At 44.3% G+C, this 16,805-nt stretch carries 14 protein-coding genes, 1 pseudogene and 1 riboswitch; of the genes and pseudogenes, 11 read left to right on the top strand and 4 right to left on the bottom strand.

Annotated elements, in window-relative coordinates; translation table 11 throughout:
• The first annotated feature begins 79 nt into the window (after positions 1-79).
• Positions 80-1,600, top strand: a complete 1,521-nt coding sequence (locus QNI08_RS16900) for an aldehyde dehydrogenase family protein (RefSeq protein WP_285768571.1) — start codon at positions 80-82, stop codon at positions 1,598-1,600.
• Between the two features lie 227 nt (positions 1,601-1,827).
• Here the strand turns inward: QNI08_RS16900 and QNI08_RS16895 are convergent, their stop codons facing one another.
• Positions 1,828-3,873: a molybdopterin oxidoreductase family protein gene (locus QNI08_RS16895; RefSeq protein WP_285768570.1), complete on the bottom strand. Its 2,046-nt coding sequence runs from the start codon at positions 3,871-3,873 to the stop codon at positions 1,828-1,830.
• Between the two features lie 378 nt (positions 3,874-4,251).
• On the opposite strand from QNI08_RS16895, the gene QNI08_RS16890 reads away from it, so the two are divergent.
• Complete coding sequence (locus QNI08_RS16890) at positions 4,252-5,529, top strand: ATP-binding protein (RefSeq protein ID WP_285768569.1); 1,278 nt, start codon at positions 4,252-4,254, stop codon at positions 5,527-5,529.
• Between the two features lie 47 nt (positions 5,530-5,576).
• Positions 5,577-6,713, top strand: coding sequence for a DEAD/DEAH box helicase (locus tag QNI08_RS16885; RefSeq protein WP_285768568.1), 1,137 nt, complete (start codon positions 5,577-5,579; stop codon positions 6,711-6,713).
• A 57-nt stretch (positions 6,714-6,770) separates the two neighbouring features.
• Here the strand turns inward: QNI08_RS16885 and QNI08_RS16880 are convergent, their stop codons facing one another.
• On the bottom strand, positions 6,771-7,223 hold the full coding sequence (locus tag QNI08_RS16880; RefSeq protein ID WP_285768567.1) for a MarR family winged helix-turn-helix transcriptional regulator: 453 nt from the start codon (positions 7,221-7,223) through the stop codon (positions 6,771-6,773).
• A 124-nt stretch (positions 7,224-7,347) separates the two neighbouring features.
• Here QNI08_RS16880 and QNI08_RS16875 point away from each other — a divergent pair, with 124 nt between their 5' ends.
• The 3 genes from QNI08_RS16875 to megL all read left to right on the top strand — a co-directional run bounded on the left by QNI08_RS16875 (position 7,348) and on the right by megL (position 9,763).
• Positions 7,348-7,788: a GNAT family N-acetyltransferase gene (locus QNI08_RS16875; RefSeq protein ID WP_285768566.1), complete on the top strand. Its 441-nt coding sequence runs from the start codon at positions 7,348-7,350 to the stop codon at positions 7,786-7,788.
• An 11-nt stretch (positions 7,789-7,799) separates the two neighbouring features.
• Entirely contained in the window at positions 7,800-8,441 is a 642-nt protein-coding gene (locus tag QNI08_RS16870; RefSeq protein ID WP_483313790.1) for a YczE/YyaS/YitT family protein, read from the top strand.
• A 146-nt stretch (positions 8,442-8,587) separates the two neighbouring features.
• Positions 8,588-9,763 carry a methionine gamma-lyase gene (gene megL / locus QNI08_RS16865; RefSeq protein WP_285768565.1) on the top strand — a complete coding sequence of 392 codons (1,176 nt, stop codon included), beginning with the start codon at positions 8,588-8,590 and terminating at the stop codon, positions 9,761-9,763.
• A 17-nt stretch (positions 9,764-9,780) separates the two neighbouring features.
• Here megL and QNI08_RS16860 read toward each other — a convergent pair whose 3' ends face one another.
• Complete coding sequence (locus QNI08_RS16860; RefSeq protein WP_285768564.1) at positions 9,781-10,512, bottom strand: TspO/MBR family protein; 732 nt, start codon at positions 10,510-10,512, stop codon at positions 9,781-9,783.
• A 217-nt stretch (positions 10,513-10,729) separates the two neighbouring features.
• Positions 10,730-10,860: riboswitch (FMN riboswitch) on the top strand.
• Positions 10,861-11,004: 144 nt separating this feature from the next.
• Here QNI08_RS16860 and ribE point away from each other — a divergent pair.
• From ribE to QNI08_RS16840, 4 genes and pseudogenes are all read left to right on the top strand, one after another.
• On the top strand, positions 11,005-11,643 hold the full coding sequence (gene ribE / locus QNI08_RS16855; RefSeq protein ID WP_285768563.1) for a riboflavin synthase: 639 nt from the start codon (positions 11,005-11,007) through the stop codon (positions 11,641-11,643).
• A gap of 19 nt (positions 11,644-11,662) precedes the next feature.
• Positions 11,663-12,301, top strand: a pseudogene (ribB, locus tag QNI08_RS16850) (3,4-dihydroxy-2-butanone-4-phosphate synthase); the annotation flags it as partial.
• A gap of 61 nt (positions 12,302-12,362) precedes the next feature.
• The gene (ribH, locus tag QNI08_RS16845) at positions 12,363-12,833 is read left to right on the top strand and encodes a 6,7-dimethyl-8-ribityllumazine synthase (RefSeq protein WP_285768562.1); all 471 of its coding nucleotides are present in this window, start codon (positions 12,363-12,365) and stop codon (positions 12,831-12,833) included.
• Positions 12,834-13,205: 372 nt separating this feature from the next.
• Entirely contained in the window at positions 13,206-14,372 is a 1,167-nt protein-coding gene (locus QNI08_RS16840) for a DHH family phosphoesterase (protein ID WP_285768561.1), read from the top strand.
• 50 nt (positions 14,373-14,422) lie between these two features.
• On the opposite strand, the gene QNI08_RS16835 is transcribed toward QNI08_RS16840, so the two are convergent.
• Complete coding sequence (locus QNI08_RS16835) at positions 14,423-15,289, bottom strand: YihY/virulence factor BrkB family protein (RefSeq protein ID WP_285768560.1); 867 nt, start codon at positions 15,287-15,289, stop codon at positions 14,423-14,425.
• Between the two features lie 569 nt (positions 15,290-15,858).
• On the opposite strand from QNI08_RS16835, the gene QNI08_RS16830 reads away from it, so the two are divergent.
• Complete coding sequence (locus QNI08_RS16830) at positions 15,859-16,746, top strand: alpha/beta hydrolase (protein ID WP_285768559.1); 888 nt, start codon at positions 15,859-15,861, stop codon at positions 16,744-16,746.
• The last annotated feature ends 59 nt before the right edge of the window (positions 16,747-16,805 follow it).

The raw sequence follows: 16,805 nt of genomic DNA, 5'->3' as shown, positions 1-16,805 counted from the left end.
ATGTATCCACAAATTTAAAATGGCATGAAACTTGCTTTTAAGTATATTAGGTAAATCACTTAAACGAGGAGGAATTTAGATGCAGGAAACCTTACAAAATCATGCGAAAAAAGAAGGAACCGGAGCACTGGACTTAAAAATGTTCATTAATGGGCAATGGGTGAGTTCGTCTTCAGGTGAAAAAAGGGATATATTGAATCCGGCGACTGGAGAAGTAATTGCTACAGCTGCAGAAGGTACGAAGGAGGATGTCGATAAAGCGGTAGAGGCAGCCAAGCATGCCTTTTATGAAGGCGGATGGTGGGGAACGCCGGCAGTCGAGCGGGCACGCATTTTATTCAAGATCGCCGACAAGATTGAAGAAAAGGCCGAAGAGCTTGCTGCACTGGAAACGCTTGATAATGGGAAACCATTACGCGAATCCCGTTTTGATATCGATGATTCCGCGGCCTGCTTTAGGTATTATGCAGGCTTGGCTACGAAACCGACAGGGCAGACCTTTGAGGTTCCTGACGGGCAACAAGCGATGGTCGTAAGAGAGCCGATCGGTGTATGCGGACAGATCGTTCCTTGGAATTTCCCTTTGATGATGTCAGCCTGGAAACTTGCACCGGCCCTTGCCGCAGGAAACTCCGTCGTGTTCAAACCATCAGAGATTACACCAGTGACAGCAGTCAAGCTGTTTGAAATCATGGCTGAGGTCGGTTTGCCAAAGGGTGTCGCGAACCTTGTGCTAGGGGCTGGACCTGTTGTCGGACAGGCGATAGCCGAACACGAAGAAATCGATAAAGTGGCCTTTACAGGAGGAACGGCAACCGGACGTAAAATCATGGAGGCTTCGCTTGGAAATTTAAAGAAAGTGACATTGGAGCTTGGCGGTAAATCCCCTAATATCGTATTCGCGGACTCTGACTTTGAGACAGCCGTCGATTATGCGTTGTATGGGATCTTCTGTAATCAAGGCCAGGTTTGCTCGGCCGGCTCTCGTTTACTCTTGGAAGAGTCGATTTATGATCAGTTCATAGCAAGCCTTACTGCAAAAGCGAAACGCATCAAGGTGGGGTCAGGCTCGGATGAAAAGAGCCAAATGGGACCTGTCGTTTCAGAGGCACACATGAACAAGATCTTATCGTATATTCAAATCGGAAAAGATGAAGGCGCAAAATTAATCGTTGGCGGAAACCGAATTAAAGGAGAAGGCTTGGAAAACGGGTACTTTGTCGAGCCGACGATCTTTGTCGATACAACACCTGATATGCGAATCGTGCAGGAGGAAATTTTTGGACCTGTCCTTGTCGTTCAAACGTTCAAGGATGAAGCCGAAGCCCTCCGCCTCGCCAATGATACGAAATATGGCTTAGCCGGGGCAGTGTTCACCAATGACATCGCCAAAGCACATCGCGTCATTAAAAAAGTCCGTGCGGGCATTACGTGGATTAACTCTTATCACCCGACTTATAACGAAGCTCCGTGGGGCGGCTTCAAGCAAAGCGGCAATGGGCGCGAACTAGGCACGTTCGGATATGAAGCATATACAGAATTGAAGCAAATCAATAACAACCTGGATATCCAGCCAACAGGCTGGTTTGATGAAGAATAAGAGCTAGTGCACGCAAAAAAAGGACGTTCATTCTGGAATGTCCTTTTTTGCGTGTAGACGATACAACGTCAATTGCAGATAAAAAACGAGAAATCGCAGAAAAATCCGAAAAAATGCAGATATATTCGAGAAATCGCAGATGAAATTTCAGAAATCGTAGATATATTCGTAAAAACGGAGATAAAATCCGAGAATCACAGATATATCCACAGATGCCTAGTCATGCCTCAAGGCTGGGCTTTTTCAAGGTCGACTCGTCCTGAAAAGAAAACGGCGCCATTCCCCATGTCTGAGAGGCGATCTGGGGTAAGGACGTTGATGTGCTGCTTCGTGTCGGGCGTCTTTTGCCATAAGCCTTGGCTGACGAGAACGCCGGGCAATACATTTTCGCCTGGTGCTGCCTTGAGCAGGCATTCCCCGCGTTCGTTCCAGATTCTTACCATATCACCGGAAGCAATTCCTAATTTTTTGGCATCAGCTGCATTCATATGCAGTTTCGGTTCCTTTTCCAAAGAGATATGCTTGGCGTTATTGGAAAAGGTTGAATTCAAGAAGTTGTGGTTAGGTGCCGGTATGAATAAAAAGGGCAGGTCGCTGTCTTTTATGATTGGTTTATAGGTTGGCAGAGGTTCGTATCCCTGCTGCTTCATCCGTTCGGAGTAAAGCTCGATTTTACCGCTAGGTGTTTGTAGCTTGCCCGGGAATAGCGGCTTCATCTTGGCCTTCACAAATTGACTTTTCGAAAGGGATTCATAGGTGATGCCGTCTAGATATTGGTTATCAGGGAAATCGAGAGCCTGCCGAATCATGTCTTCCTCTGAATCTTTAAAAGCTTGTTCATGAAAGCCCATCCCAACAGCTAACAATTTGAACAATTCAACATTCGATTTCGCTTCGCCATATTTTTCGATGACAGGTTTTTGTATTTGGATGTAATTATGCCAGTAAGAATTATAAAAATCCTCCGTTTCATAAGATGATGCGGCGGGGAGGACAATGTCCGCATACATGGCCGTTTCGGTTAAGAATAAATCATGAACGACTGTGAATAAATCCTCCCGCATTAGTCCTTCCTGTACCTTATTTGCATTTGGGGCGACTAGCGCTGGGTTGGAGCCATATACCAACATGGAACGAATCGGATTTTCTTTTTCCAGAAGAGCTTGACCGATTTGGTTCATATTAATGGTCCGCGGCGCTTTATTATCTAATAAGTCAGGGCGCCTCAAGGCATTTGTATTGAATGCCAGGTATCCGGAATTGCCTTTGGTCGCTCCGCCTCCTTGTGCCATCCATTGGCCGGTAAGTGCAGGGAGGCAGGCGATGGTACGTACTGCCATGCCGCCATTGTCATGGTGCTGCAAACCGTTGCCGATGCGAACGAATGATGGGGTGGTCGTTCCATACATCCTGGCTAATTCATATAAGTCCTCAATGGGTACACCTGTGATTCCAGATACGGTCGCAGGATCGTATTGGCGGACATGATCGCGCAATTGCTCGGCACCCACTGTATATGCATCCAGAAAAGGCTGGTCGATTAGATTCTCTGCATACAGGATGTGCATTAAACCGAGGGCGAGGGCGCTGTCGGTTCCAGGAAGGATGGGAATGAACCAGTCCGCCCATTTACCTGTTTGGTTTTTATGTACATCAATGACGACTATTTTGGCACCGCTTTTTCGAGCTTGCTGGGCGAGCGTAACTTGATGCATATTGGTACTCACTGCGTTAATGCCCCACATGATGAAAAGCTTTGTATGTATCGTTTCTTCAGGGTCGATGCCAAACGACCCACCCATCGTATAGCCGTAGCCGGCAGAGCCAGCCGCGTTACAGATGGCGCGCTCAAGCATGCTGGCGCCCAGCTTATGAAAAAAACGGCGATCCATCCCCTCGGCGCTGAGGTTCCCCATATTGCCGTAAAAGCTGTAAGGAAGGATGCTTTCAGGCCCATGTAGGTTGATCAAGTCCTTCCACTTGGCAGTGATGGTATCAATTGCTTCTTCCCAGCTGATGGGGGTAAAGGTACCTTCCCCTTTTTGGCCGCTGCGCTTTAACGGCTGCTTTAAGCGTTTTGGATCGTACAGGCGGTCAGTCATATTCCTTACTTTGTTGCAAATATTGCCTTTCGTGACGGGATGGTCAGGATCTCCTTGGACCTTGATGATTTTCCCGCCTTTCTTGTGCAGCAATAAACCGCATTGATCCGGACAATCAAGGGAGCATACTGAGGGAAAGATTCCATCAGACTGATTGATATAGGATTGCATGGGCGATTTCCTCCTAATGACCTAATCTTGTTTTTTCGATATCCATTCAAATTAATCGGAACATGCAGGTGAACGCAAAACATGGCCGAAAGCTGTTTTCGTTGCCTTAATTCTAGTACCAGCCGTCCCAATTGTAAATATTGGCGTTCGGGAACCCGTCTTCAAGGTCTCTGTTTTCAGAGGCTCCAGAGCACGGGAGTTCCAAGAAGGTCATATATATTCTAAAAATAGTTGCTCGATTTTTATTGAGTTATCCAAAATGTATACAAAATATATGGTACAATATTGATAGGGTCCTTATGTTTAAAACATGAGGGCTTTTTTTGAGCCGTTTGGGAATGATAAACCAAAAACCAAAAAACTTACAAAGGAAAAGATATGAACCAATCTCATAAAATTGCAGGCAAAGTAGCCATTATATATATTGTCATTGGAGTCTTATGGATTTTCGTCTCGGATTATTTCTCAATGGCACAAGCAAAGTCAGACGTTCAAATATATGCGATGTTTCAACACTCCAAAGGATGGGCCTTCATTTTCATAACCGGGATATTCTTATATTTCTTAATCCGGTATTGGACGGATAAAATGTTAAGGTCGCAGCAGGAGTTCAACCTAAAGGATGAGCAATATCAGTCGCTGTTCAAGCATAATCCGGATTGCGTCATAGAATTGAACCTTGAAGGAAATGTCGTTTCCATCAACCCTGAAGCAGAAAAGCTGTTAGGGCAGCAAAGTGTTGAATTGACGGGGAAGAATTGCCATCAGCTCATTAACTGGAATGAAGTGGAAGAAACATCCGCTTACTTTATACAGTCCCTTCAAGGCGAAGCCGTTAAATTCGAGACGTCCTTCCAAAACAGGAGAGATGAAAAGCGGATCATCCGTGTCACCTTTTTACCGATCATCGTTCAGTCGGAGATGTTAGGTATATATGCGATTGTCAGGGATATAACAGAAGTGCGGCGAGAAGAGGAATTGATGGTCTTGTCTGAAAAGCTATCAGTCATCGGACAGCTTGCCGCTGCAGTAGCGCATGAGATCAGGAATCCACTGACCTCATTAAAAGGCTTCGTCCAACTAATGGATATGACGAAGGAGGTCAATCCCCTGCATTCTGATATCATGTTGAAGGAAATTGACCGCATTCATATCATTTCAAGTGAGTTGCTTATTCTTGGAAAGAAACAGGATATCGCTTTTCGGAGGATCGATCTTGCAGACAGTGTACAGCAGGTGTTCACTCTGATGAAAGCGGAGACCAATTTGAACAATATCGGGATGGTGCTTAGGATAAAGACGGCAGAACCCATTCATATACTGGCCGATCCAATAGAAATCAAACAGCTGATCATCAATATTGTGAAAAATAGCATTGAAGCGATTGAAGATAATGGGGAAATCGATATATCCATGCAAATCATCCATGATCATGCTGTGGTCAGCATCAGTGATAATGGCAGCGGCATGGCGCCGGAACGACTTGAACGGATCGGTGAACCTTTTTATTCGACGAAAGAGAAGGGGTCAGGGATCGGTCTGGCCATTTGCCGCAAAATCGTACATCGGCTTGACGGAGAGCTTCATTTTGAAAGTGAGGTCAACGCAGGGACGACCGTTACAATTCGGATTCCGTTGGCTACAGGACAAGAATAAATGGTACTATGGAAATTAGGAAAAGTTTTTTATTAAAGGAGAACGATATGAGCGAATTACCTGAATTATTGAATGATAGAAAACCATATATCCAAGAGGTCTGGAAAAAGTCCGGCTTCGGGCAGCTTACACCGATCCAAGCGAAAGCGATTCCCGTAATCGCTGACGGAAAAGACATCATGGCTGAATCGCCGACAGGAACAGGAAAAACATTAGCTTATTTATTGCCATTGTTGGAAAAAATAGATCCTGAAAAAAAATCCCCCCAAGCATTGATTCTGGCATCATCCCGTGAACTGGTCATGCAAATCAATGAAGAGGTTCGGATTTGGTCAGAGGGAAGCGCCATAACAGGGGCAGCATTCATCGGCGGTGCTAACGTCAAAAGGCAGCTTGACAAACTGAAGAAGCATCCACAGGTCATTGCCGGGACACCAGGACGGATTTATGAATTGATTGCTCAAAAGAAATTGAAGATGCATGAAGTTAAGACGATTGTACTTGATGAAGGAGATCAATTGATTACGTCTGAGCACATGGGCACGATCAATAATATCATTAAGGCGACGCTTAAGGACCGGCAAATCCTGGTGTTTTCTGCAACATTGCCAGCGGAAACGGAAAAAGCGGCTCGTGGTTTCATGAATGAACCTGAATTGATCAAGGTCGATAAGCATGAAAAAATGGAATCGAAAGTGGACCATCTTTACTTTGTTGTAGAGAGAAGGGAAAAATCCAAGATTCTTGAGAAAATAACAAGGCTCAAGGATGTGAAGGCCCTTGCCTTTCTTAACGATATCGGCGAACTAAGCGTTCTGCACGAAAAGCTGAGTTATAAAGGGATCGAGCTGGGTGTCCTTCACGGTGAGTCCAATAAGGTAGACCGCGAAAAAGCGCTGCGTAAGCTTCGTTCCGGCAAATCGCCGATGCTGATTGCCACGGATGTAGCGGCAAGGGGACTTGACATTAAAGGCCTGACTGCTGTCGTTCATATTGATATGGCTGATAATATTGACCAATATATCCATAGGTCGGGGAGAACTGGACGTGCTGGTGCTGATGGCACCGTCATTTCCATCGTGACGGAAAGGGAGGAGCGCGAGCTGAAAAAAATCGCTCGTGAATTGGATATCCCTCTCACGAGAGTAACCTTCTATGGCGGAAATATCGTGGCTGACGAATAATTTCCCAATAAAAGCGACAGTCGTTTTAGGCTGTCGCTTTTTTTATGAAATATCTATTCAATACTCTCTCTTGTTCCCTTTTTTTACATATTCCCAATCGACCTCGATATTTTTTCTGACCTTGTGAAGAAGCTGAAGCATTGCTTCGATTTCTTCCGAAGATAGACCGGACAATGCGACCTTGTCGGTATACTCGCCTTCTTTCTTTAGAAATGTGTAAACTCCCTCCCCTTTATCTGTAGGATGTAATTTTTTGATTTTTTTGTTGTGCTCATCATTTTTCTTTACAATGAAGCCTTGATTCTCAAGTTTTTTAATGGCACGGGCTGCCGTCGTGCGATCAACCTTTATCATTTCTGCCACCTTTTCTTGAATGATTCCGGGATTCTCGCAGATTCGGACAAGATACAAATACTGCCCCTTCGTCAGGTTGAATTCCTTGAATTCTATGTTACTTATCGAGTCCAAAGCCCTTGCAATCATTCCGATTTCACGAAGTATTTCCTTCATTCAAAATCCTCGCTTTCTATTTTGTTGTATTTACAACAAAATTAATATCATTTATACTAATAAAAGGCTATGGATTTATTATGACTTGTCTAAATGAATAAATCTAGAAAGGCGTTGAAGTTCAATGAATTCAAAGAAAATAACGGTGGCTGAAGAATTGGATCTGGCTTTTGCCATCAGAAAAGAAGTATTTGTTGAGGAACAAGGTTTCAGCTTGAAAGATGAATTTGACGAATTTGATAGACTCGATGGTCAAGCTGAGCATATTTTGGTTTATCATGATTCTCAGCCTGTGGGAACCGGGAGGGTGAGGATCGTCGGGAATTCAGGAAAATTGGAAAGGATCTGCATCCTGGAGCCTTACAGGAAGTTTGGCCTAGGGAAAACAATCATTAAAACGCTGGAAGAAATCGCAAGGGAAAAGGCAGTAACTCAGGTTAAGTTACATGGTCAAACTCAAGCGGAGGGATTTTATCATAAGCTTGGCTACAAAACTTCATCAGATGTCTTCCTGGAAGATGGCGGTCCCCATATTCTCATGACAAAAGAAATGACCGATGAATAAGGCTGTTTAACGTGAGTAAAACGAATTTCATCCCCTATGTGACGGGAATCATGATTTTGACATTGGGCTGCTCCTTGACGATACTATCGGACCTCGGAACATCACCGTTTGATGCCCTTTTGGTCGGACTCTCCATGCAAGTAGGCCTGACGGTAGGAAGCTGGGAATTCATCATTGCGGCCATCATGATAATTTTTAATGCATCATTAAACAAACAAAGGCCGGAAGTATGGGGATTATTAACAGCCTTTATAACGGGTCTTGGCATTGATCTATGGCTTTTTTTATTGCAAACCGTGATACAGCCGGAACACATGTTCCCTAAACTTATTTGTGTAAGTATGGGATTGACGGTCCTCGGGTTGGGAACGGCTATTTATTTACATGCAAACTTTGCTCCGATTCCTGTAGACCGTTTGATGTTGATCATTCAAGACTTAACTGGCATGAATATTTTATTCTCGAAAACTTTAATATATCTTTTCTTCCTCGGCATGGCATTCATGTTCAACGGGCCAATCGGTATCGGGACGCTCTTAACGGTGTGTTTGGGAGGACCGATTCTTAATTACTTCTCCCCGCTGATTGGCAAGAGATTAAGTGCCATTACATCATCCGTAAATAATGATGAAGGAAATAACCATTCGTATTAGAATGGTTTTTTTCGTACTGCGGCATCAATGAAACAGGGGCCGCACGTATGAGATTGAAGGGAGTTCCTAATCTTGAAAACGCTTCCATTGTTGAGGCTCCTGACATAAAATAAAAATAAATTAAACATAGATTAGGAGGAAACAATATGGCGGATAAGCAAAAGCAATTCGAAACGGCTGTCATCCATGAAGGATATGACTCGAAGGCCCATTATGGAAGCTTGACCACTCCCTTATTTCAAACTTCTACTTTCACATTCGAAACGGCGGAGCAAGGGGAACGGCGTTTCGCGGGAATGGAGGATGGCTATATATATTCCCGACTGGGAAATCCAACGGTACAAGTGCTTGAAGATAAAATCGCCGCATTGGAAGGAGCGGAAGCTGGGCTTGCCTTCGGGTCGGGAATGGCTGCGGTCTCGGCTGTACTTTTCGGGTTGACTAAAGCCGATGACCACATCCTTTGTTCACTTGGATTATATGGCTGTACGTTCGGCCTTCTGCAGTTAATGAAAGATAAATATCGCATATCTCATGATTTTTGTGCGATGGAAACAGAGGAGCAAGTAAGGAAAATGATCCGTCCGCAAACGACCTGCATTTATGTCGAAACTCCAATAAACCCGACCATGAAAATGATTGATTTACAGATGGTGGTGAGAGTTGCAAAGGAGTGCAACGTGACGGTCGTGGTCGATAATACCTTTTCCACTCCCTACCTACAGAGACCGCTTGAATATGGCTGTGACATCGTTCTTCACAGCGCCACGAAATATTTATGCGGACATGGGGACGTCGTTGCCGGCCTGGCAGTCGGCAGCAAAGACTTCATGAAACAGTTAGCGGGAACGACACAAAAAGATATTGGCGGGATCATATCGCCATTCGATGCCTGGTTGCTATTGCGGGGGCTGAAAACCTTGCCAGTAAGGATGGACCGGCACTCGGACAATGCAATGAAAATCTTTGGCGAGCTGAAAAAGCATCCAAAGGTGAATAAGGTCTATTATCCGGGCGATGAAGCGCATGAGGATCATTATATTATGGAAAAGCAGATGAAACATGGCGGCGGTCTCATTTCTTTTGAATTGCTTGGTACAAAAGCCGATGCCCAGGATTTTCTCAATAAATTAAGATTAATCAAGATTGCCGTCAGTCTAGGGGATGCCGAAACATTGATCCAGCACCCCGCTACCATGACGCACTCGGCCGTCCCGGAAGAATCCCGCAGGCAAATGGGGATCAGCGACCAGCTCATCCGATTATCGGTTGGACTGGAAGCTTGGCAGGATATCTGGGACGATTTGCAGCAAGCGTTGTAAGGCAGTTGTATTTTTAGTCATATAATCCTTCGATTCCTGATGAAGATGATCACGGATATGATCAAGATGACAGCGGCAAGGATATAGGAACTGGTCGTAATGACTGGGTAGCTGGCGTCATTGCGGATTCCGATGCCGATGAACGCCCAAACGAATACGAGCGGATAGCCCCAGTCCCGGTTTTTTCCAGAAGAGACGATGGCCAGGATCGTTGCTGCAACCAGCAGGGTGATCGTCCAGGTCACCTTGGATATCCCAAAACCGTCCCATTTGATATAGGTGAGGTAATAGGCAATGTCAGCAATGGTCGCGACACTTACCCAGCCTGAATAGATGGAAAATGGAAACAAATCGAAACCAGTGTGCTCCACTCTTTTTATATGTGTGTAAGTGACCAGCAGCGTTGCCAAAAGCGCAACGATGATGAAAACGGATAACAAAAAGTATTCGTAATGCCATGCAAGGAGCCAGGCGCCATTCAGCACACAGCTTAAAACGAACCAAGGGAATGATGCCTTAGTAGCCGGACTGTTTCTATGCTCACCAGTAAACTGCCTGAAAACCCAGATGGCGAGCAGGAGATAGATGAACCCCCATATGGAAAATACATAACCTGCAGGGGTGAAAAGAACATCCAGTTTATCGGAAACCTCTCCGGATGTTTGGCCGTTGAATGGCAGATAATTGGCGAGGAAATTCATGGTGACGACGAATAAATAAAAAATCAAGTTAAAGATGACAATAAGCATAAGGTTCCTCCTTGAAAGTATTGTGGAATTGTGGCTTTTATATCTTATTCCACCATTTTTGCTTGAATAACCTTTTTGGAGCACATCGGCCGTTTTTTGAAAAAGCCTTAACAGTTCGTATGGAAGAGGAAGGAGTTTCTATAACAAATGGACCATTTCCAATCAGAAATTTTACATCCGTACTTTAAGGTGATAAAATATTGAAAGATTCATATTATTAGTCCTTCGGGGTCGGGTGAAAATCCCAACCGGCGGTGATGAAGCAATTCTAAGCCCGCGAGCCTGATAAAGGCAGGATTTGGTGAGATTCCAAAGCCGACAGTACAGTCTGGATGGGAGAAGGACGTGTGGAACCCAAGTGTATACGTACGCCTAATTTTTTAAGAATGGGAAAATTAGGTTTTTTAGGTATACAATTTTTTCACTCATTTCTCCTGCAAACTCCTTAGGTACTCTAAGGGGTTTTTTATATTTCATTAAAGGGGGAAAAACATGTTTACGGGAATCATTGAGGACATCGGTACCATCCATTCCTTGAAAAAAGGAAAAAGCAGTATGGAGTTGACGATTCGTTCCGAGAAAATTCTTGAAGATGTTCATCTAGGGGATAGTATATCAGTCAACGGCGTTTGCTTGACGGTTACCTCCTTCACGAAAAGTTTATTTGCTGTCGATGTCATGCCGGAAACGGTCAAGGCTTCCACGATCCGGACCTTAAAAGTGGGGTCACCCGTGAATCTCGAGCGAGCCATGAGTGCTGGGGGAAGATTTGGCGGACATTTCGTTTCAGGTCATATCGATGGTACCGGGACTATCATAAAAAAAGAACGGAAAGAAAATGCCGTATATTATATCATCCAATTGGAAGAAGGGCTAAGTGCCTTTTGCATACCAAAGGGATCGATTGCCATCGATGGAACGAGCTTGACGATATTTGGGATCGAGAAAAACCTATTAACTGTTTCCTTGATTCCCTTGACTCACCAGGACACCATACTGGGGCAAAAAGCGGCTGGGGATATCGTTAATATTGAAAACGACATGATTGGGAAATATATTGTACATCAGATGAAAAAAGGCGACTCAAAACCAGGGCTGAATCTAGAGTTTTTAGCAAAGCACGGATTTTAAGATAAGGGCGGTGTAGTGGATGTTCCATACAATTGAAGAAGCAATCGAAGATTTGAAGGCTGGCAAGGTAGTAATTGTATCAGATGATGAAGACCGGGAAAATGAAGGCGATTTTGTCGTACTTGCCGAAAAAGCGACCCCGGATGCGATCAATTTCATGGCGACCCATGGACGAGGCTTGATCTGTACGACGATAACTGAAGAACTGGCGGCAAAGCTGAATTTGCATCCTATGGTTGGGGTGAATACCGACCAGCATGGAACGGCTTTTACTGTAAGTGTCGATCATAATAGCACATCTACAGGAATCAGTGCTTTTGAACGCTCCTTGACCATTCTGGAGCTTCTTAAAGAAGAATCGGTCGCTGAAGATTTTCAAAGGCCTGGTCACACTTTTCCGATAGTCGCCAAAGAAGGAGGCGTACTTAAGAGGGCAGGGCACACGGAGGCTTCAGTGGATTTGGCCAGGTTATGCGGTGCCGCTCCAGCTGGTGTCATCTGTGAAATCATGAATGAAGATGGGTCGATGGCACGGGTGTCCGATTTAGAAGTCATCGCCGATAAATTCAACTTGAAATTCATAACGATAGCTGATTTGATTCGTTACCTTCAGGAAGGCGAATCAAGCGGAAAACAGGAACTGGAACTGAACGTTCCGAACTCGTAAGGTTCAAAGCTTGAAAAAAATAAAAGGTTTTATAAATTAGGAGGAATAGGACATGGGGAACATCATTGAAGCACAATTAATCGGATCTGGATTGAAAGTCGGAATCGTTGTAGGAAGGTTTAATGAATTTATTACAAGCAAGCTTCTGGGCGGGGCATTGGATGGCCTTAAGCGTCATGGCGTTAATGAGAATGATGTGGACATCGCTTGGGTTCCTGGTGCTTTCGAGCTTCCGTTAATCGCAAAGAAGCTTGTGAATACAGGTAAATATGATGCAGTAATCGGACTTGGGACGGTTATCAGGGGTGCGACCTCCCATTACGATTATGTATGCAATGAAGCGGCTAAGGGCATGGCGGCCGTATCATTGGACACAGGCGTACCGGTCATCTTCGGCCTGCTTACGACCGAGAGTATCGAGCAAGCCATTGAACGTGCCGGAACTAAATCTGGCAACAAAGGCTATGAAGCGGCCGTAAGTGCGATTGAAATGGCTAACCTTGGAAAGCTGATTGAGCAATAATTTTGTTTCAGGAAAGCCGCAGGGAGAATATTCCTGCGGTTTTTCTATGTGCATTTTTAGGATGGAAGCCATTTCGCTCGCGGTAACTACATTCAGCCGTGCTGCATTCTCTTCATCGGGCAAAGCCCCTAGCTGATTTCAGATGAATGTTTGGGTCTTAATCTTATGTCACAAGGAAGCGAAGGTTATTCTGTTTCTCTTCTGAAGAAAATTACCGTGGAATGGAAAGGGAAATAAAAAATGTGCAAAAGCATTAGGTTACTGAAAGCATGATAAAATAGGCAAGGTGATTATGCTACAATTGTAAAGATTGCAAGTGAAATTCATTTCTTTAGGGAAAAGTAAATTTATTAGTTATTAGGAGGGGTTTGTGTGTACCATCTCTTTACACATAATGATTTAGATGGAGTAGGGTGCGGCATTGTGGCAAAGCTGGCATTCGGAGAAGATGTAGTGGTTAGTTATAATTCGATCGGCCGGCTTAACCAGAACGTGGGAGCATTTCTGGAGCAGGCAAAAATCGAGGATACTTTGATTGTTACCGATCTTTCGGTTGATGAAGATAACGAAAAGCTGATTTCGCAATTTGTTGAAGATGGAGGTAAAGCACTGCTCATAGATCATCATAAGTCAGCGCTGCACTTGAACGAACATGATTGGGCATCCGTTACGGTCGAGCAGGAAGATGGTAAACAGACAGCGGCGACTTCATTGTTTTATCAGTATGCAATTGAAAACGATTTGCTGGAGCCTTCAAGCATCGTAGCGGAATTCGTTGAATTGGTCCGCCAATATGACACATGGGAATGGGAAGTTAATAAAAATGCAACGGCAAAACGTTTAAATGATTTATTCTTCATGATTCCGATCGAGGAATTCGAGATGAAAATCGCTCAAAAGCTGTCCACTGGCGCAAGCTTCTCCTTTGATGAAGTGGAGCAAACGCTTCTGAAAGTGGAAGAGAGCAGGGTGGAGCGTTACATAAACAGGAAGAAAAGAGAAGTTTATCAAGCAACAGTCGGTCCTCATACTGCCGGGGTGGTCCATGCCGAATCATATCATTCGGAATTGGGAAATGAATTATCGAAGGAGTTCTCCCATTTGGATTATATCGCAATCTTGATGGTCGGCAGTAAAAGAATCAGCTTCCGGACCATTCATGATGACATAGATGTTTCAGAGGTTGCCGGAAAGTACGATGGAGGCGGGCACCAAAAAGCCGCCGGCTGCACGATGTCCGAGAAGGCATACAGTCAGTTCGTCGAGAAGACATTCTTTGCCGAGCCGCTGAAGCGTGATGCCAATAAAAACCAATTGAATGTAAAAGATTCCCCAGAAGGCTGCCTCTATTCAACGAGGGAGAAACAGGACATATTCATCTATGAAGACGAAGAAGAGGAATGGATTGTTGAAATTAACGGTAAACAACAGAAAAAAACGTTTGATACGTTTGGCGAAGCGGAAAAATACATGAAGCGGAAATACGCGGCATGGCTGGCCCATGATGAAAGGTATGAAGAGTTCGTCAATAAAGGTTGAATGAAAAAGCGGCTGTCCGATCAGGACAGCCGCTTTTTCTTGTTTTTTGTTCACCTTTTAAGCGGGACAGGGTGTACAAGCGTACGTGACTTTTTGTTCGGTATGTTTTTCTGATGATGCAAGATCGCATTGATTTCTCCTCCGACGACAAAGATCAGGCCGCTTAAATACAGCCACAGCATCAAGATGATGACTCCTCCCAAACTTCCGTAGGTGGAGGAATAGTTGGCAAAGTTACTGACATAGAAGGAAAATCCTAGCGAGATCGCTAGCCAAAGTACAGTTGCCGTCACTGCTCCAGGGAGTACATGTATAAACGAAAAGCTCTTATTCGGGGCAAAGCGATATAAGAAGGTAAGCACGAGCGAGATGACCACTACCGCTATGACCCAGCGTAATAAGCTGAATAAGATTTGCATTTCATCCGCGATTGGAATGACCTGCTGTAATAAATCGATGAGGACTTTACCGAAGACGGGAAGACCGAGCATAACGATGAATGCCACAACCAAGCCTAATGTTAAGGCAATGGAAATGAAGCGAGCTTTAATGAAATTTCTTGTTTCTTCAACATCATAAGCGATATTCATGGAATGGATGAACGCATTCATCCCGTTTGAAGCGGACCATATGGTTCCGAGGAAACCGAACGTCAGTAAACCGCCATTCCTTTCACTCAATATATTGATGATATTTTTCTCGATGACTTCCATCGTTTCCGCAGGCATGAAGGTCTTGAGCGTATCCAGCGCCGTTTGAATATCAATATTCAAGTAAGGCAATATGGACAGCAGTAATATGAGCAATGGAAATAGTGCAAGTAAATAGTAATATGCTTGTTCTGCTGCCAGTCCTGTGACACGATCTTCCTTTATTTCTTTCATGAGTTTTTTAGAGAATTTTATCGATTTATCCATCCGGGCGTCACTCCTGACAAGTTACTTAGTTTATTTGTTTCTTTCTTTTCCCTTTGCTGCGGAAAGTTAATCCCTTTATTAAAAAAATTCTATGTTTTATCTGAACGGTATATGATTTTTCCTGGTTAGGGATTGTCCGTTAATTTCCATTGCACTGAAAATGGGATTCAGATTACCCGCAGTTTTGATGGGTGTACATCGACCGTGTCGTTGTACTGCAGGCACTTGGCTTTACAGAGGCGGTCGGTGAGCCTCCATTTAAACCGCTTTTCCCCAGGATTGTCGCGGTTGCATTCCACTTTATGTAAGAAAGAATGCAGCCAGGTTATGTTCATGGGTCTCCCTTGTACCAGAACACAATGAAAGTGCATGAAAAGGAAAACGAGCTGGAATTGTCGTTAAGAAAAGGCGATAAACAGAAGAACAACTAAGCAGGGTTACGCCTCTTTCTGTGGAATAGTTAGTTAAGTGGCATGATGAACATTAAAAATCATGTGTAGGGGACACGAAGGGGGGAGTATAGATACGTTGCATTCCAGCTATAATGTTAAAAAAAGTGAGGTTACACGATGTTCACTACAATTACTGCAAAATTACTGCGTCTCCTCCCCAATGAAGCAAAGAAAACACCTATGATTCCACTGCAGCAAGTAAAAATGAAAAAAAATGTGCTAGTTGAGACATCTGTTCAACGTACTTATCTATCTTTATATTATCCTTTGGAAGCAAAACAGGAAAAGCTCCCTGTGTACATCAATTTCCATGGTGGAGCGTTCATAATGAATGAAAAGGAGATGGATGATCCTTATTGCCGCTTCTTGTCCAATCAGGCAGAGTGTGTCGTTCTTAATGTCGATTATGCGAAAGCACCGGAATACCCGTTTCCCAAACCGATCGAACAGGGCTATGACATTATTCAATGGGTCAAGGGAAGAGCCGATGATTTGAAGATTGATGCGGGAAAAATCATGATCGGCGGACAAAGTTCAGGTGCAAATATCGCAGCAGCACTCTGTCTCTACCTTGATGAGAAAGGGGACAAGCAGCCGCTGCTCCAAGTGCTATCCTGCCCGATGCTGGATTTTGTCACCCCGCATGCAGATAAACCAGAACGAGATAAGTGGCGTTCCCGCTACCCTCAAGTTGCCCATTTTATAAATATGTGTTACCTGCCAGACAAAGAACTAGCGGGGCATCCCTATGCTTCCCCTGTTCGTGCCGAGATCAGTGACCGCTTAGCTTCCGCCCTTATCCTCATAGCGGAGTACGACGCCTTTAGACCAGAAGCCGAATGCTACGCAGAGAAATTAAAAGCAGCAGGGATAAACGTTCAAGATGAGCTATTCAAAGACTGCTCTCATGCTTTTACCCATCTAGGCCCAAAAGAACGAGCTGAAGAGGCTTGGCAATTGATTGCATGGAAAATCAAAGAAGTGGTGGAATCCTATGAAAATTGAAATCCTCCGTTATTCCTTCCTTACATAATGTATGTTCAGCACATTCAAGTTTTTTTTTG

The sequence above is a fragment of the Peribacillus folii genome (assembly GCF_030271255.1).
GTDB lineage: Bacteria > Bacillota > Bacilli > Bacillales > DSM-1321 > Peribacillus.
Note: the sequence above shows the minus strand (reverse complement) of the source record. Positions and strands in the feature narration are given on the sequence as shown.

Excerpts from the sequence above, each read along its gene's own strand:
- QNI08_RS16900 (WP_285768571.1), top strand. The coding sequence starts at position 80 with ATGCAGGAAACCTTACAAAATCATGCGAAAAAAGAAGGAACCGGAGCA.
- QNI08_RS16895 (WP_285768570.1), bottom strand. The coding sequence starts at position 3,873 with ATGCAATCCTATATCAATCAGTCTGATGGAATCTTTCCCTCAGTATGC.
- QNI08_RS16890 (WP_285768569.1), top strand. The coding sequence starts at position 4,252 with ATGAACCAATCTCATAAAATTGCAGGCAAAGTAGCCATTATATATATT.
- QNI08_RS16885 (WP_285768568.1), top strand. The coding sequence starts at position 5,577 with ATGAGCGAATTACCTGAATTATTGAATGATAGAAAACCATATATCCAA.
- QNI08_RS16880 (WP_285768567.1), bottom strand. The coding sequence starts at position 7,223 with ATGAAGGAAATACTTCGTGAAATCGGAATGATTGCAAGGGCTTTGGAC.
- QNI08_RS16875 (WP_285768566.1), top strand. The coding sequence starts at position 7,348 with ATGAATTCAAAGAAAATAACGGTGGCTGAAGAATTGGATCTGGCTTTT.
- megL (WP_285768565.1), top strand. The coding sequence starts at position 8,588 with ATGGCGGATAAGCAAAAGCAATTCGAAACGGCTGTCATCCATGAAGGA.
- QNI08_RS16860 (WP_285768564.1), bottom strand. The coding sequence starts at position 10,512 with ATGCTTATTGTCATCTTTAACTTGATTTTTTATTTATTCGTCGTCACC.
- ribE (WP_285768563.1), top strand. The coding sequence starts at position 11,005 with ATGTTTACGGGAATCATTGAGGACATCGGTACCATCCATTCCTTGAAA.
- ribH (WP_285768562.1), top strand. The coding sequence starts at position 12,363 with ATGGGGAACATCATTGAAGCACAATTAATCGGATCTGGATTGAAAGTC.
- QNI08_RS16835 (WP_285768560.1), bottom strand. The coding sequence starts at position 15,289 with ATGGATAAATCGATAAAATTCTCTAAAAAACTCATGAAAGAAATAAAG.
- QNI08_RS16830 (WP_285768559.1), top strand. The coding sequence starts at position 15,859 with ATGTTCACTACAATTACTGCAAAATTACTGCGTCTCCTCCCCAATGAA.